Below are 14,618 nucleotides of genomic sequence, written 5' to 3'. Positions count from 1 at the left end.
CGGTGGGAGGCCGGGCCCCCACACCCCCCGGTTCACTTCGCTCATCGCATCGCCTCCGCACCGAGCACCCCGGGGAGCCGGGCGACCGCGACGGCACCGCTGCCGGCCGACCCGTCCGAGCCGGCCTCCACGAACCGCACGTCGCCCTCGCGGGCGCGGGCGGTGCGGCGCGCCAGCCCGAGCCCGAGCCCGCGCGACCGGCCCGCCGCGATGTCGCGGGTCGAGACGCCGTCGTCGAACACGGCGTCGCGGAGCCCGTCCGGCAGCCCGTCCCCGGAGTCGGTGACGGTGACGTGCAGGTCGCGGCCGTCGCCGAGCAGTTCGACCTCGACGCGTGCGGGCCGCCGCCGCCCGAGCCGTGCCGCCTCGACGGCGTTGTCGACGAGGTTGCCGACCACCGTCGTCACGTCCAGGGGGTCGGCGACGCGGCCGGGGACGAAGCTGCCCGCGCCGATGTCGAGCCGGACGCCCTTCTCCGCGGCGACGGCTGCCTTGGCCGACAGGAACGCCCTCAGGTAGGGGTCCGACAGTGGGTCGGGCAGGTTGTCGGGGGCGGGCGCGCGGCGGGCGGCGTCCTCCATCAGCGTCCCGATGTAGTCGGCGGCCTCCTCGCTGTGGCCCAGCTGGAGCAGGCCGGAGAGGGTGTGCAGGCGGTTGGCGTACTCGTGCCGCTGTGCGCGGAGCGCGTCGAAGAGGGTGCTGACCGAGTCCAGCTCGCGGGCGAGGGTCTCCAGGTCGGTGCGGTCGCGCAGCGTGATCACGGCGCCGAGGTCGCGGCGGTGCCGGCGGACCTCGCGCCGGTTGACGACGAGCACCCGCTCCCCCGCGGTGACGAACAGGTTCGCGGCCTCCCGCTCCCCCGTCAGGACGTCCCGGAGCGTCCCCTCGGGGGCGAGGTCCCCGGCGGGCGTGCCCGCCTCCGGCGTGACGCCGAGCAGCCGGGACGCCTCGTCGTTGCAGACCGCGATCCGGCCGGCGGTGTCCACCGCGACGACGCCCTCGCCGACACCGTGCAGCACCGCCTCCCGCTCATGGACCAGCTCCACCAGCTCGTACGGTTCGAAGCCGAGCGTCTGCCGTTTCAGCCTCCGCCCGATCGCGGCGGACGCGAACACCCCGAGCAGGACGGCCCCGGCCACGAACAGCGACATCTCCCGCAGCAGCTGGCCGAGTTCCTGGTCGATCGCGCGGGCGTCGAACCCGACGCTGACCTCGCCGAGGATCCGCCCGTCCCGCCCGTACAGCGGGACCTTGCCGCGCGCGGACAGGCCGAGGGTGCCGCGCTCGACACGGACGACCTCCCGCCCGGCGAGCGCGTCGGAGGGGTCGGTGCTCACGTGCCGGCCGAGCTCCAGGGGATTGGGGTGGGAGAAGCGGATGCCGCGGTTGTCGGTCACGACGACGAAGAGCGCCCCCGTCCGGACGCGGACCCGCTCGGCGCGGTCCTGGACGATGTGGCCGGGATCGCCGTCGGCGACCGCGTCGGAGATCTCCGGGTCGACGGCGACGGTGCGCGCCACCGTGAGAGCCCGCTGGCCGTACTGGTCGCGGAGCCTGCCGTCGAGCATCCAGGCCACCAGCCCGTATCCGAGGACCGCGACCACGACGACCACGCCCACCTGCAGGATCAGCACCTGGCGGGCGAAGGAGATGCGCGGCCGGACGGACATGTCGTGCACGGTAATCGATGCCGGGCCGCCCGCCCACCCGGGCCGCGAGCAGAACGCGCAAAACTCGGGCTAACGCGCGCAACGTGGGGTTTCGCGACTTGCGAGCACATCGCGGGCAAGGGTTCCGGTGACGCGCGCCACATTCGTACGGTTCCGGCGTGTCCAGAACAGCATCGCCCAAGCGAGACAGCACCGAGCGCACCCCCGGCGCGCCCGTGATCGAGCTGGAGAGCGCCACCAAGCGCTTCCGGTCGGCGGGCGGCGTCCACACGGCCGTCCGGGACCTGAACATGTCCGTGGGTCCCGGCGAGTTCGTCGCCGTGGTCGGCCCGACCGGCTGCGGCAAGTCGACCACCCTCTCCCTGGTCTCCGGCCTGGAGCCGGCGTCCGAGGGCCGTGTCCTCGTCCAGGGCCGGCCCGTCGACGGGATTCCCGACCGCGTCGGCTACATGTTCCAGAACGACGCCGTGCTGCCCTGGCGGTCCGTCCTGGACAACGTGGCGGCAGGCCCCCGCTACCGGGGCGCGTCCAAGCGGGCGGCCCGCGACCGCGCCCGCGACTGGGTCGAGCGGGTCGGCCTCGCCGGCTTCGAGGGCTACTACCCCCACCAGCTGTCCGGCGGGATGCGCAAGCGCGTCGCGCTCGCGCAGACCCTCGTGAACGAGCCGTCCGTGCTGCTCATGGACGAGCCGTTCTCCGCCCTCGACGTCCAGACCCGAGGCCTCATGCAGGACGAGCTGCTGCGCCTCTGGTCGGGATCCGGCGCCGCCGTCGTGTTCGTCACCCACGACCTGGAGGAGGCGCTCGTCCTGTCCGACCGGGTCGTGGTCATGACCGCCGGCCCCGCGACGATCAAGGGCGTGTTCGACGTGCCCCTCGACCGGCCGCGGAACGCCGAGGAGGTCCGGCTCACCGGCGAGTTCCTCGACATCTACCGCGAGGTGTGGGACTCGCTCCGCGAAGAGGTTCAGATCACCCGCGAGAGAGGGGCCGGCCATGCCGCGTGACGCGGAGACGACCACGACCGAGGCCACGGTGACCATCGACAAGGCCGCTCCGGCACCCGGGACCACCGCGTCCGGCGGGGCGGGCGACCGCGGCGAGCTGGCGGCGATCGCGCGGGCGCGCACCGCCGGGCTGCGCCGCGCCCTCGGCATCAACGGCGTCCGGATCGTGCTCGTCCTGGTGTGGCTCGGATCGTGGGAGCTGGCCGCCCGGCACCTGATCGACCCGTTCTACTACTCGATGCCGTCCAAGATCTGGGAGCGGCTCGTCGGATGGTTCACCGAGGGCACCGCGCAGGGGTCGATCTGGGAGCAGATCTCGGTCACCCTGCAGGAGGCCGTCGCGGGCTTCGCGCTCGGCGCGGCCGGCGGCGTCGTCCTCGGCATCGTGCTCGGCCGCAGCCGTTTCCTGTCGGACGTGTGCGCGCCGTTCATCAAGGCCGTCAACGCGATCCCGCGGATCATCCTGGCCTCGCTGTTCATCATCTGGTTCGGCCTCGGCATGCAGTCCAAGATCGCGACGGCGTTCGTGCTGGTGTTCTTCGCGGTGTTCTTCAACGCGTTCCAGGGCGCCCGCGAGGTCGACCGGAACCTCGTGAACAACGCGCGGATCCTCGGCGCCGGCCGGTTCCAGGTGCTCTGGACGATCGTGGTGCCGAGCGCGACCTCCTGGATCCTCGCCTCACTGCACTCGGCGTTCGGGTTCGCCATCATCGGCGCGATCGTCGGCGAGTACACCGGCGCCGACAAGGGCCTCGGTCTGCTCATCAACCACTCGCAGGGCACCTTCGACTCGGCCGGCATCTACGCCGGGATGATCATCATCACGGTGCTGGCCCTGCTCGCCGAGTACCTGCTCACCCTGCTGGAGGGCCGGCTGCTGCGCTGGCGTCCCGCCGCGTCCGGTCACGACGTCCAGATCTGACCCCTCCCCCAAGACGTCCGGACCCGCCCCGGACCCTCCCACCCCGCATTCCGCACGACCAGGAGAAACCGTCATGCCCAGCACACCCTTCCGAGTGGGCGCCGCCGCGCTCGCCGCGCTCACCGCCCTGTCGTCCCTGTCCGCCTGCCGCGACTCCCGTGCCGGATCCGGCGGGGACGGCGGCTCCGGCGGCACCGTCAAGATCATGGTCGGCGGGATCGACAAGGTCATCTACCTGCCCGCGAAGCTGACCGAGCAGCTCGGCTACTTCAAGGAGCAGGGGCTGAACGTCCAGCTTCTCACCGAGCCCGCCGGCGCGCAGGCCGAGAACGTCCTCATCTCCGGGGACGTCCAGGGCGTCGTCGGCTTCTACGACCACTCCATCCAGCTGCAGACCAAGGACAAGTGCGTGCAGAGCGTCGTGCAGATGGCGGACGTGCCCGGCGAGGCGGAGATGGTCTCGACGTCCAAGGCGGGCTCGCTGACGTCGCCGGCCGGGTTCAAGGGCAAGAAGCTCGGAGTCACCAGCCCGGGCTCGTCCACCGACTTCATCACCCGCGCGCTGGCCGTCCGCAACGGCGTGAAGACGTCCGACTACACGACCGTCAAGGCGGGCGCGGGCCAGACGTTCATCTCCACCATGGAGAACGGCGGCATCGACGCGGGCATGACGACCGACCCGACCATCGCCAAGCTGGTCAGCACCAACAAGGCCAAGGTCATGGTCGAGATGCGCACCGAGGAGGGCACCCGCAAGGCGCTCGGCGGGCTGTACCCGTCCACGTCCCTCTACATGGACTGCGCGTGGGTGAAGTCCAACGGCGAGACCGTGCAGAAGCTCGCCAACGCGTTCGTCAAGACGCTCGGCTGGATCAAGCAGCACAAGCCGGCGGAGATCGCGGCGAAGATGCCGAAGGACTACGCGGGCGGCGACCCGGCGCTGTACGAGAAGGCGGTCGGCGACTCGATCAGCATGTTCAACGGGGACGGCGTCATGAAGCCGGACGCCGCCGAGAACGTCCTGAAGGTGCTGGCGCAGTTCTCGCCCGAGGTCGCGGAGAAGAAGGACAAGATCGACCTGAGCAAGACCTACACCACGCAGTTCGTGACCAAGGCGAAGCAGGGATGACCGGACCGGAGAACGCCTGACCGGACGCGGTACGCGGGCCGGGCCTCGCGCGGAGGCCCGGCCCGTCAGCGTGCCCGCCGTCAGCGGGCCATGCGGTCGCGGTGCATGGCACTGTAGAAGTCCCGGTCGGCGGCGTCGTCGTCGCGGTCGGCGCCCCAGCGGCGCGGCGCCCACGAGGGCATCAGCAGCGCGAGCCCCATCATCGCGTAGATCCCGGAGCCGAGCAGCATGCGCAGCCCGAAGTCCAGGTCGCCGGCCGGCGGCACCTTGCCCGGCAGATCGAGGACGCGGCCGGGGTCGACCAGGAAGTAGCCGGACAGTCCCAGCAGCGCCAGCGCCGGGACGAGGGACACCAGCGGCGACGCCCACCGGGCCACGATGATCACCCCCGTCACCAGGCCCACGGCGGCGAGCAGGGCGAACGCGCCGTAGATGCGGGTGCGGTCGGTGATCGCCTGCCCGGTGCCGTCGAAGGACTGGCCGGCCTGGACGTACCCCCAGGCCGCGCCGTACACCAGCGCGGGTGTCAGCAGGACGCCGAGAACGAAGCCGAACGCATGGCGCACCGCGCATCACATCCATTCGAACGCGCCCGCCGCCGGGCGCGCATGGTTCCGGTAGCGCCTCAATCAGAACACGCACGCCAGGGATGGCGCATGCAAATCCGTACCGTTTTGTGGTGGTTCGTTTTGACGGCCGTTACCCGGGCATCGGCGAGTCATCCGATCCGACGCACGTTGGAGGAACGACATGTCGACCGCGATATGGGTCGTCATCGCCCTTGTCATCGCCGCCGTTCTCGTCGCCGCCGCCTACCTGGCCCGGGCCAGGTCGCGCTCCGCGCGGCTCCGGCGGCGGTTCGGTCCCGAGTACGACCGGACCGTGGAGCGCGCGGGCGGCCGCGCCGCCGCCGAGCGGGAGCTGCGCTCCCGCGAGCAGCGCCATGAGCGGCTCGAACTGCACGACCTCGACCCCCGCCGCCGCGAGCAGTACCGCGAGCAGTGGGTCCGCGTCCAGGAGCGGTTCGTCGACACCCCGGAGGCGGCGGTCGAGCAGGCCGGCGGCCTCGTCACGGTGGTGATGGGCGAACGCGGCTACCCGACGCACGGCTTCGAGGACAAGGTCGCCCACCTGTCGGTGGAGCACGGCCGCACGATGGACCACTACCGGAACGCCCACGCGATCAGCGGCAAGGCCTCGTCCAAGGAGGCGTCCACCGAGGAACTGCGGCAGGCCATGGTGCACTACCGCGCCCTCTTCGAGGAACTCCTGGCACCGCACGACGGGCGGCGGCCCGCAGGCCACGCCGCCGAGGAGCGCACCGCAGGAAAGCACACCGCGCGAGAGCACACCGTGGACGAGCCCAACGGCGAGGCGCCCCGCGTGCCTCCCGCCGGGCCGCCTCCTGCCCCTCCCGCCGCGGCGGCCGGCCCTGTGGGCGGTCGCCGGGACGACCGCACGCCGAGGAGCTGATCCCCGATGCAGCACAGGCGAACCGACGAGAGCGCGGCGGAGGCCGGCGAGCGCGGCCGGGCGGCCGGAACGACCGAGCCTGGCGTACCCGGTGACCTGCGCGTCGCAGGTCCTCCCTCCAGGCCCCCGGTGATGGACGCGCCGGAGCCGGTCCCGGACACGATCCCGGACCCGATCCCCGTCCCGGACGCCGGACGCGGCGAGGCGGCCACCGGGTCCCCCGCCCCCTCGGGCGGTCCGGAGAAGCTGATGGACCTCGCCGAGGCCGAGCGGTTCCGCGAGCGCTGGCACGCCGTGCAGTCCGCGTTCGTGGACGACCCGGGCGAGTCGGTCCGCAGGGCGGACGACCTCGCGTCCGAGGCCGTCGACGCCCTCGGACGCGCGATCGCCGCACACCGGCGGAAACTCTCGGAGGCGCTGGGCACGGGTGAACGCGCCGACACCGAGCGGCTCCGCCTGGCGTTGCGCGGCTACCGCGATCTCCTGGACCGCATCTTCGCCGCCTGAGAGCGGCGGACGGGCGCCCACGGATCCGCCGTGGGCGCCCGCCGGTGTCCGGATCAGCCGTTCAGGAACCTGACGACCGCCTCGCGGCCCTGGGTCCCTCGTTCGCGGTTCTGGATGGAGTGGGCGGCGCCCTTGACCACGACGAGCTCGCCGCGCGGGGCGTAGCGGAGTGCTTCGCGCGCCCATTCGAGGGGCGTGGACAGGTCGTGGTCGCCGTTCAGCAGCAGGACGGGAACCGGCAGCCTCGTCCGCCGGGGCTCGGCGGTGTGCCGCGCCCACGGCCAGTGCAGGCATTCCTGGATGAACCCATTGCCGACGGCCGTCTCCGAGGTGAACGGCCAGGTGGCACGGGCGGGGAGGTGCTTGCGCGTCCGGTCCAGCGCGGCCCGGCGGCGAGCGGGAGAGGTCTCGGACGTCCCCCATGGGAACTGCCCGTCCCCGCAGATGGTGGCGATGTGCAGTCCCGAGCTGTACTCCGCTGGGTCGCCGCCGCCCGAGTCGAGCGCCTGGAGGAGCCGGTCCAGGTGTCCGGGGTTCCCGTGCCGCGCGTCGTGGATCGCCGTGACCACGTCGCCCAGGCCCCCGACGGCGCTCGCGTCCCGGTAGGTCGGATCGAGGAACTCGTAGGTCACCAGCATGTCCCAGATGCGGACGGCGTCCTTGCGGGTGCGGGCGAGCCAGGCCAGGTCCTCGGCAGGGTCGAAGGCGCAGGCGGGTGCGGCCCGGCAGGCGTCCCGCAGAACGCGGGCGGTGGCGCGCAGGCCGGTGAGGTAGAGCATGTCGTCGTGCTGCGGGTCCACGTGCGGCAGCACCGAGTCGAGGACGAGCCTGGTCACGTTCTGCGGGTGGGACGCGGTGTAGGTGGCACCGGTCATGGTGCCGTAGGAGACGCCGTCCACCGTCCATTTCCGGATGCCGAGAGCGCGGCGCAGCAGGTCGAGGTCGCCGACGGTCTGCTCGGTGGTGAAGTAGTGGCGCCGGTCGCCGAGCACGCCGGCACATTCCCCGACCGCCGCGGGCGTGGGCGGCTCGATGTCGCTGCCGTCGACCTCCGCCTGCAGCCGCGGGCAGTCGATCGCGCCGGACTCGCCGGTGCCGCGCTGGTCGATCATGACGAACCGGTGGCTCTTCGCCAGCTCCGGCATCCGCTTGGAGATGCCGTCGATGAACGGGACGCCTGGCTGGCCCGGACCGCCGGTCAGGAACAGGAGCACTCCGTTCGGCGCACCGGCGTTGTCGGCGATGGCCACCTGGAGTCTCAGGGTGTCCTTCCTCCCCGGATGGCGGTGGTCGAGGGGAACGGTCAGGAACGAGCAGGTGAAGCCCGGCTTGCCCGCGCACGGGTGCGGATCGGCCAGCCTCGGGGCGGACGTGGGCGCCGTGTGCGGCGACTGGGGTGCAGCGGCCGCCGTCGTCCCGCCGGATGCGGCGAGGGCGAGGGTGAGGGCGAACACCGCTGTGAAACGTGATCGCATGCGGAGATCATCGCCCGCGAGACGCGGGCCGGCCGGGATCTCGCCGGAACCGGCCATGTCTCCGGCCACCGCCGCCCGCGTCCTCCGGCTCGGCCCGCTCGTCACGAAGGGCGGCGAGGGTGAATACTGAATCCCGTTCGGTAACCCCGTGAGCGGAGGATCAAGGTGTCCGAGAACTTCTCGATGACCATCGACGGCCTGGCCGTGACCGCACCCCGCACCTTCGGCGTGATCGACCCGGCGACCGGCGAGGTGGCCGAGCAGGCGCCCGACGCGTCCAGGGAGCAGCTGGACGCGGCGATGGCCTCGGCGCAGGCCGCCTACGCGGAGTGGCGCCGCGACGAGTCCGCGCGCCGCAAGGCGCTGCTCGCGGCGGCCGACGTCATGTTCGCCAAGTCCGAGGAGATCGGCCGGATCCTCACCCTGGAGCAGGGCAAGCCGCTGTCCGACGCGACCATGGAGGTCGTCGGCGCCGGCGTGTGGCTGAAGTACTTCGCGGATCTGGAGCTGCCCCGCGAGGTCATCCAGGACGACGCCAACGCGCTGGTGGAGGTCGTCCGCCGCCCGATGGGCGTCGTCGCCGCGATCACCCCGTGGAACTACCCGCTGCTCCTCGCGGTCTGGAAGCTCGCCCCGGCCCTGCTCGCGGGCAACACGATGGTCCTCAAGCCGTCCCCGTTCACCCCGCTGTCCAGCCTGAAGCTCGGCGAGGTGCTGCGGGACGTCCTGCCGCCCGGCGTCCTGAACGTCGTCACCGGCGGTGACGACCTCGGCGCCTGGATGACCGCGCACGACGTCCCGCGCAAGATCAGCTTCACCGGCAGCGTCGCGACGGGCAAGCGGGTGGCCGCCGCGGCGGCGCCCGACCTGAAGCGCGTCACGCTGGAGCTCGGCGGCAACGACCCGGCGATCCTGCTGGACGACGCCGACCCGGCCGCGGTCGCCGACCGGCTGTTCGGCGCGGCGTTCCAGAACAACGGGCAGGTCTGCTCGGCGATCAAGCGCGTGTACGTCCCGGACGCGCTCTACGGGGACGTGGTGGACGCCCTCGCCGAGCGCGCGAAGGCCGCCAAGGTCGGCAACGGCATGGACGAGGGCGTCCAGTACGGGCCGATCAACAACAGGCCGCAGTACGAGCGGGTCGGCGAGCTGGTCGCCGACGCGATCGCCGGCGGTGCCCGCGCCGCGGCGGGCGGCAGGCCGATCGACGGGCCCGGCTACTTCTTCGAGCCCACCATCCTCGCCGACGTCTCCGACGGCACCCGGATCGTGGACGAGGAGCAGTTCGGCCCGGCGCTGCCGGTCATCAGGTACACCGATGTCGAGGAGGCCCTCGCCCGCGCCAACGGCACCCACTTCGGGCTGTCCGGGTCGGTGTGGGGCGCCGACGCCGACCGGGCCGCCGAGGTGGCCGGGCGGCTGGAGTGCGGCACCGCCTGGGTCAACACCCATCTGGCCCTCGCCCCGAACCAGCCGTTCGGCGGGTTCAAGTGGAGCGGCGTCGGTGTCGAGAACGGGCCGTGGGGCCTGTACGGGTTCACCGAGCTCCAGGTGATCCACCGCTCGAAGAGCTGAGCGAGCGCGCGCACGGGGCCCGGCGGCCGGCCGCCGGGCCCTCCCCGTTTCCGGTGCGTACGACAAGAGCGGAAAGTCACGACTTCGAGTCCGGAAAGTGACATCGCCACTACTGGTGGTCGGTCCCCGGAATGGGACACTTTCTGAACAGGGGCGTGGACCACCGCACCTACCGTGGAGGGCCGGATGCAAACCTGGGACGTCACGCGCCAGGACGACCTCGGCAACACGTTCCACGTAGCGACGCACGACTCGCGCATCTCCGCGCTGGCGCAGGTCATGGTGTTGGAGAGCGGCGTCCCGCACAAGCAGACGTACCGGGTGGACGGCCCGCCGGGGCCCGCCGTCCGCACCAACCGCGACCTGTACCTGGTGTTCCTGCAACTCGGTCAGGAGGCCAGGGCGGCGTCCTGGTCGCTGTCGGCGTTCCTCCGGTCGCTGTGGAAGGTCAGCGTTCCACTCGGCGGCCAGGAGCGGCTGGAGCCCGACGACGTGGCGGCGATGTTCGCGGCGGCGTCCACCACACCGCCCCCCGACTTCGACCCCGCGTGGAGCGGCAAGGACCTCTCCCTGCCCGGCGAGGAGCCGGACGGGTACGCCGACTGGGAGCGGGTCCTGCTCTCCCAGATCGCCGACCTGGAGGACTTCCTGGTCACGCCCCCGGGCCCGCAGGCCCGCTTCGGGGTGGACGCGCCGCGCCTCCCCGGCTCCGGGCCCCGCGCCACCCCGGCCCGCTGGTACAACTTCGATCCGGCGACGTACCTGGAATGCGCGGTCGCCGGCAGCCTCGGCGGCTGGGACGCGGCCGACGGCGCCCGGGTGCCGCTGCCCACCGGCCCGGGTGAGCCCCCGGCCCGCTCCTACGTCCGCACGATCACCACCATGAGCTGGACCGACCTGGCGCGCATCGCGGTGTGCGGGCAGATGTACGAGTAGCGGGTTTCGTCCTTCCCGCGTGGTAGGACTGGGGCATGAGCGGCAGGCCGGTCGAGATCAGCGACCGGGGCGGCTGGTGGCTCGCACTGGGGCGCCCGCACCCGGCGCTGCGGCCGTTCCTGCACTCCTACCACGGCTACTGGGAACCGGAGATCGTCCCGACCCGGATGCGGACGCTGCCCACCCGCACCACCGTCGTGATCATCAACCTGGGTCCGCCGCTTCTCCTGCGGGTCCCTGACCCCGGGGCCCGCGACCGCGAGTACGGGTCGTTCGTCGCCGGGATGCACGACGGGCACGGCATGTACCTCAGCCCGGGCGGGCAGCGCGGCATCCAGCTCGACGTGACCCCGCTCGGCGCCTTCACCCTGCTCGGCGTCCCGATGGGCCGCCTCGCCAACGCCGCCGTCGAGCTGCCCGACCTGATGGGGCGCGAGGCGCGCACGCTGGTCGAACGGCTCGCCGACGCCCCGGGCTGGGGCGCGCGCTTCGACATCCTGGACGGCTTCCTGCTGCGCCGCCTCGACTCCGGCCCCGTCCCCGACCCGGAGGTGACCCGGGCCTGGCGGCTGCTGAACGGCGATCTCACCGTGTCGGTCGCCGACATCGCCGCCGACGTCGGCTGGAGCCGCAAGCACCTGACCAACCGGTTCCGCGACCAGGCGGGCCTGCCGCCCAAGGTGATGGCGCGGGTGCTGCGCTTCCAGCGCGCCGTCGACCTGCTGACCGGCGGCGCCGGGTTCGCCGAGGCGGCGTTCTCCTGCGGCTACTGCGATCAGGCCCATCTCAACCGCGAGTTCCGCGCCCTGTCCGGGTGCACGCCGACCGAGCTGATCGGCGGCCAGCTGGACCAGCAGCGCGTCACCACCCTCGCCGAGATCCCCGCCTGATCCCCGCCCGCCCGGGCTGGACGCGGGACGGGGGCGGGGTGACGATCGGGACATGCCGCGCCTGATCCTGCTCGGCACCGGAACGGCCAGCTCGCCGGCGCACGCCCCGGCAGGGCTGCTGGTCGAGTACGGGCACGCCCACGTCGGGCTGGACGGCGGGCCGGGCTCGGAGCCGCCGGAGATCTCGGTGGCGTGGCTGGTCCGCGACGAGAAGGGCGCCTGCCAGCCCGCCCGCCGCCGGATCGCCAGGGAGTGCGGGATGCCCGAGCCCGTCCTCGCCCCGTTCCGGCATGGCGCGCTGCGCATCGAGCCGCTGCCCGTCCCGCATCGCGGCGGCGCCATGCACGGCTACCGGATCGCCGCCGGGCACCGGACGTGCGTGTGGGCGCCGGAGTTCTCCGAGCCGCCCGGCTGGGCGCGGGACGCCGACCTGATGTTCGCGGGCGTCCCCGGGGACGACGCGGAGGGGACGGCCGGCGCGGTGCGGCGGCTCGGCGTGGCCAGGCTCGTCCTCGTCCGGCCGCCGGCGGCCGGACGCGGCGACCCGCCGCCGTTCGGCGAATGGGGCGTGGCGGGCGCCCTGTACCGGATGTGACGTGCCGGCTCCCGGGACGGCCGCTCAGCCCTGGTGGACGCCGCCGCCGAAGTTCATCACGATGACGCCGATCACGATGATGACGGCGCCCGCGATGGTCACCGGCTTGACCGGCTCGTCGAACAGCAGCACGCCGCCCACGAACGCGCCGATCGTGCCCAGCGCGGACCAGATGGCGTAGACGGGCCCGACGTTCAGCGACGTCAGCGCCCTGGCCATGAAGACGAACGAGATCAGGTACCCCGCCACCACGATGGCGATCGGCACCGGCTTGGTGAACCCGTCGGAGGCGCGCATCGCCAGCGTCGCCGTCACCTCGAAGGCGATGGCGAGCCCGAGCAGCACGAACGGCATCAGCGTGCCTCGCCGTACTCGGCGGCGATCGCCTCGAAGACCTTCATGTCGGCCTCGAACCGGGTGCCCGGACGGGGCCAGTGCAGCGCGATCTCGGTGATGCCGAGTTCGGCGTACCGGCCCGCGAGGTCGGCGAACGACTCGTGCGACTCCAGCCACGGCTCTTCGGAGAAGCCCGTCAGCAGGATGAGGTCGGCGAGTTCGCGTCCCTCCGCCTCGCACGTGGTGCGCAGGGCGCCGAGGCGGGAACGCACGGTGTCCAGCGGCTCGCGGCCGCCGCCGTGGGGGCTCGTCACCCAGCCGGTGCCGTACCGGGCCGCGAGCCGCATGCCCCGCGGCCCGTCCCCCGCGATGACGAACGGCACGCGGGGCCGTTGGACGCAGCCGGGCTCCTGCACCACCTCCCGCGCGGTGTAGTACGTCCCCTCGAAGGACGTCTCCGGGGCGGTGAGCAGACGGTCGAGCAGCCCGACCCATTCGGCGAAGCGGGAGGCGCGCTCGTCCGGGGTCCAGTCGTCCCCGCCGAGGATGCCGGCGTCGGAGTTGCGGCGGGTGCCGCCCGCCCCGATGCCCACGGTCACGCGCCCGCCGCTCACGTGGTCGATCGTCCTGATCGCGTGCGCGGCCGGGACCGGATGCCGGAAGTTCGGCGAGGTCACCAGCGTGCCGATACGGATCCGGGAGGTGACCGCGGCGGCCGCGGCGAGCGTCGTGTACGCGTCGTACCAGGGTGTCGTCCCGCGCCACGCGATGTGGTCGTACAGCCAGGCGTGCCGGAACCCGAGGTCCTCGGCGCGCCGCCACAGCCCGCCGGCCTCCGGCCAGGACTGCATGGGCCACATCAGGGTCCCGATCCTCGGTGTGGTCACCGGTTCCTCCGTTCTGGTGCCGGACGTCCCGTCGCCGGTCGTCCCTAATAGATCATGACGTGGCGTGGGCGAGCCACCGGTGCAGGGCCCACCACCAGTTCGCGGTGCGGGACACCGCCGCGCCTCGCGCCGGGTCGAGCAGCGGGCGTCCGGTCAGCTCCTGGAAGCGGCGGATCCGATACTTCACCGTGTTGCCGTGGACGTGCAGCGCGGCGGCCGTCGCCTCGATCCGGCCGCCGTGGTCGAGGTAGGCGAGCGCCGTCTCCGCCAGCTCCAGGTGGAACGGTTCGTCCGGGTCGAGCCCGGACAGCAGCCCCGCGGCGAGGACGCCGCCCAGCTCCGGCTCGGCCTCGGTGACGGTGAGCAGCGCGAGGTCGGCCAGCTCCCGCATCCCGGTGAGCCCGGCGGCGGCGCCCGCCCGCAGCGCCCGCCGGCCGAGCGCGTACATCGGGGCGACGCCGCCGGGACGGGCGGGCGGCGCGGCCACCAGCAGCGGGCCGGGCGGCGGCGGGTCGGGGAGCCGGGCCACCAGCGCCGCGAGCCGCCCGTCCACCAGCCCGCACAGGCCCGGCCCGGCGGCGGTCAGGCCCGCCTCCAGCCGCGCGGCCACCGCCGGGTCGCTGACGTCGGAGACCACGCAGTGGTAGGCGCCGAGCGGATCGAGCGGGGCGAGGACGGGGACGGTCTCGCCGTGCAGCAGCTGCCGGAGCATCTGGACGCGGCCCTCGTGGACGGTCCGCGCCATCTCCAGCTCGGCGACCCGGTGCGCGTGCACCATCCGCTGGACGAGCGCGGTGGTGATCTCGTCGATGCGGGTCACGCCGTCCAGCAGCGCCGCGTCCGGGACGCCCATCCGGCGGCCGTCGGCGACCAGCGTCCGGACGAGGTGGGCGCGGCCCGCCTGGAAGCCGTCCAGGAACGCCGCGACCGGCACCCCTTGCCGCGCCCGGTCCGACCCGAGCCGCTCCGCCGCCGCGAGGACCTCCTCGCTCGGCCCGCCGTCCTCCAGCGCGGCGAGCACCCCGCGGACCAGCGCGCGGGTGTGCCGCCTGGTCTCCTCCTCGGGCAGCGCCGCCACCAGCTCCGACCTGCTCCGGGCGGCGCGGACCGTCGCCTCCAGGAGCACCGGGTCGTCGCTGTGCTCGATCAGCAACCGCAGGAACCGGTCGCCTGTGCTGGGCTCCATCCCCACATTCTGCGTCCTGGTTGTCCCTTC

The 14,618-nt window shown here is 73.1% G+C and carries 15 protein-coding genes; 9 read left to right on the top strand and 6 right to left on the bottom strand.

Annotated elements, in window-relative coordinates; genetic code table 11:
* Window positions 1–41 precede the first annotated feature (41 nt).
* Complete coding sequence (locus ACQPXG_RS20995; protein ID WP_433469391.1) at window positions 42–1,670, bottom strand: sensor histidine kinase; 1,629 nt, start codon at window positions 1,668–1,670, stop codon at window positions 42–44.
* A 158-nt stretch (window positions 1,671–1,828) separates the two neighbouring features.
* Between ACQPXG_RS20995 and ACQPXG_RS20990 the strand changes: the two genes are divergently transcribed.
* The 3 genes from ACQPXG_RS20990 (at window position 1,829) to ACQPXG_RS20980 (ending at window position 4,728) form a co-directional block, all read left to right on the top strand.
* Window positions 1,829–2,677 carry an ABC transporter ATP-binding protein gene (locus ACQPXG_RS20990; RefSeq protein WP_433469390.1) on the top strand — a complete coding sequence of 283 codons (849 nt, stop codon included), beginning with the start codon at window positions 1,829–1,831 and terminating at the stop codon, window positions 2,675–2,677.
* Window positions 2,667–3,599: an ABC transporter permease gene (locus ACQPXG_RS20985; RefSeq protein ID WP_433469389.1), complete on the top strand. Its 933-nt coding sequence runs from the start codon at window positions 2,667–2,669 to the stop codon at window positions 3,597–3,599. Before ACQPXG_RS20990 ends, ACQPXG_RS20985 begins: the two co-directional genes overlap by 11 nt.
* Before the next feature lie 73 nt (window positions 3,600–3,672).
* Entirely contained in the window at window positions 3,673–4,728 is a 1,056-nt protein-coding gene (locus ACQPXG_RS20980) for an ABC transporter substrate-binding protein (protein ID WP_433469388.1), read from the top strand.
* Between the two features lie 80 nt (window positions 4,729–4,808).
* On the opposite strand, the gene ACQPXG_RS20975 is transcribed toward ACQPXG_RS20980, so the two are convergent.
* Window positions 4,809–5,294, bottom strand: a complete 486-nt coding sequence (locus ACQPXG_RS20975; protein WP_433469387.1) for a hypothetical protein — start codon at window positions 5,292–5,294, stop codon at window positions 4,809–4,811.
* 184 nt (window positions 5,295–5,478) lie between these two features.
* On the opposite strand from ACQPXG_RS20975, the gene ACQPXG_RS20970 reads away from it, so the two are divergent.
* On the top strand, window positions 5,479–6,201 hold the full coding sequence (locus ACQPXG_RS20970) for a hypothetical protein (protein ID WP_433469386.1): 723 nt from the start codon (window positions 5,479–5,481) through the stop codon (window positions 6,199–6,201).
* Window positions 6,202–6,207: 6 nt separating this feature from the next.
* Window positions 6,208–6,708, top strand: a complete 501-nt coding sequence (locus tag ACQPXG_RS20965; protein ID WP_433469385.1) for a hypothetical protein — start codon at window positions 6,208–6,210, stop codon at window positions 6,706–6,708.
* A gap of 53 nt (window positions 6,709–6,761) precedes the next feature.
* On the opposite strand, the gene ACQPXG_RS20960 is transcribed toward ACQPXG_RS20965, so the two are convergent.
* Window positions 6,762–8,183, bottom strand: coding sequence for an alpha/beta fold hydrolase (locus ACQPXG_RS20960; protein WP_433469384.1), 1,422 nt, complete (start codon window positions 8,181–8,183; stop codon window positions 6,762–6,764).
* Between the two features lie 165 nt (window positions 8,184–8,348).
* On the opposite strand from ACQPXG_RS20960, the gene ACQPXG_RS20955 reads away from it, so the two are divergent.
* The 4 genes from ACQPXG_RS20955 (at window position 8,349) to ACQPXG_RS20940 (ending at window position 12,179) form a co-directional block, all read left to right on the top strand.
* The gene (locus ACQPXG_RS20955) at window positions 8,349–9,758 is read left to right on the top strand and encodes an aldehyde dehydrogenase family protein (RefSeq protein ID WP_433469383.1); all 1,410 of its coding nucleotides are present in this window, start codon (window positions 8,349–8,351) and stop codon (window positions 9,756–9,758) included.
* A gap of 186 nt (window positions 9,759–9,944) precedes the next feature.
* Window positions 9,945–10,694 (top strand): hypothetical protein, encoded by a 750-nt coding sequence (locus ACQPXG_RS20950; RefSeq protein ID WP_433469382.1) that lies wholly within the window; start codon window positions 9,945–9,947, stop codon window positions 10,692–10,694.
* A gap of 35 nt (window positions 10,695–10,729) precedes the next feature.
* The gene (locus ACQPXG_RS20945) at window positions 10,730–11,584 is read left to right on the top strand and encodes a helix-turn-helix domain-containing protein (protein WP_433469381.1); all 855 of its coding nucleotides are present in this window, start codon (window positions 10,730–10,732) and stop codon (window positions 11,582–11,584) included.
* Window positions 11,585–11,636: 52 nt separating this feature from the next.
* Window positions 11,637–12,179 carry a hypothetical protein gene (locus ACQPXG_RS20940; RefSeq protein WP_433469380.1) on the top strand — a complete coding sequence of 181 codons (543 nt, stop codon included), beginning with the start codon at window positions 11,637–11,639 and terminating at the stop codon, window positions 12,177–12,179.
* A 24-nt stretch (window positions 12,180–12,203) separates the two neighbouring features.
* Here ACQPXG_RS20940 and ACQPXG_RS20935 read toward each other — a convergent pair whose 3' ends face one another.
* The 3 genes from ACQPXG_RS20935 to ACQPXG_RS20925 are packed head-to-tail and all read right to left on the bottom strand — an operon-like array spanning window position 12,204 to window position 14,588.
* Entirely contained in the window at window positions 12,204–12,533 is a 330-nt protein-coding gene (locus ACQPXG_RS20935; RefSeq protein ID WP_433469379.1) for a DMT family transporter, read from the bottom strand.
* Entirely contained in the window at window positions 12,533–13,402 is an 870-nt protein-coding gene (locus tag ACQPXG_RS20930) for an LLM class flavin-dependent oxidoreductase (RefSeq protein WP_433469378.1), read from the bottom strand. The genes ACQPXG_RS20935 and ACQPXG_RS20930 overlap by 1 nt, the downstream gene beginning before the upstream one ends.
* A gap of 52 nt (window positions 13,403–13,454) precedes the next feature.
* The gene (locus ACQPXG_RS20925) at window positions 13,455–14,588 is read right to left on the bottom strand and encodes a helix-turn-helix domain-containing protein (protein ID WP_433469377.1); all 1,134 of its coding nucleotides are present in this window, start codon (window positions 14,586–14,588) and stop codon (window positions 13,455–13,457) included.
* Between the last annotated feature and the right edge of the window lie 30 nt (window positions 14,589–14,618).

Source organism: Spirillospora sp. CA-128828, assembly GCF_050945415.1.
In the GTDB taxonomy this organism is placed as follows: domain Bacteria; phylum Actinomycetota; class Actinomycetes; order Streptosporangiales; family Streptosporangiaceae; genus Spirillospora.
The sequence above is the reverse complement of the archived record's forward strand: the minus strand, read 5'-3'. Positions and strand labels throughout refer to the sequence as shown.

What these genes read in the sequence shown, in the direction of transcription:
- ACQPXG_RS20995 (WP_433469391.1), bottom strand. Translation starts at nt 1,670, where the DNA reads ATGTCCGTCCGGCCGCGCATCTCCTTCGCCCGCCAGGTGCTGATCCTG.
- ACQPXG_RS20985 (WP_433469389.1), top strand. Translation starts at nt 2,667, where the DNA reads ATGCCGCGTGACGCGGAGACGACCACGACCGAGGCCACGGTGACCATC.
- ACQPXG_RS20980 (WP_433469388.1), top strand. Translation starts at nt 3,673, where the DNA reads ATGCCCAGCACACCCTTCCGAGTGGGCGCCGCCGCGCTCGCCGCGCTC.
- ACQPXG_RS20970 (WP_433469386.1), top strand. Translation starts at nt 5,479, where the DNA reads ATGTCGACCGCGATATGGGTCGTCATCGCCCTTGTCATCGCCGCCGTT.
- ACQPXG_RS20965 (WP_433469385.1), top strand. Translation starts at nt 6,208, where the DNA reads ATGCAGCACAGGCGAACCGACGAGAGCGCGGCGGAGGCCGGCGAGCGC.
- ACQPXG_RS20960 (WP_433469384.1), bottom strand. Translation starts at nt 8,183, where the DNA reads ATGCGATCACGTTTCACAGCGGTGTTCGCCCTCACCCTCGCCCTCGCC.
- ACQPXG_RS20950 (WP_433469382.1), top strand. Translation starts at nt 9,945, where the DNA reads ATGCAAACCTGGGACGTCACGCGCCAGGACGACCTCGGCAACACGTTC.
- ACQPXG_RS20945 (WP_433469381.1), top strand. Translation starts at nt 10,730, where the DNA reads ATGAGCGGCAGGCCGGTCGAGATCAGCGACCGGGGCGGCTGGTGGCTC.
- ACQPXG_RS20940 (WP_433469380.1), top strand. Translation starts at nt 11,637, where the DNA reads ATGCCGCGCCTGATCCTGCTCGGCACCGGAACGGCCAGCTCGCCGGCG.
- ACQPXG_RS20935 (WP_433469379.1), bottom strand. Translation starts at nt 12,533, where the DNA reads ATGCCGTTCGTGCTGCTCGGGCTCGCCATCGCCTTCGAGGTGACGGCG.
- ACQPXG_RS20925 (WP_433469377.1), bottom strand. Translation starts at nt 14,588, where the DNA reads ATGGAGCCCAGCACAGGCGACCGGTTCCTGCGGTTGCTGATCGAGCAC.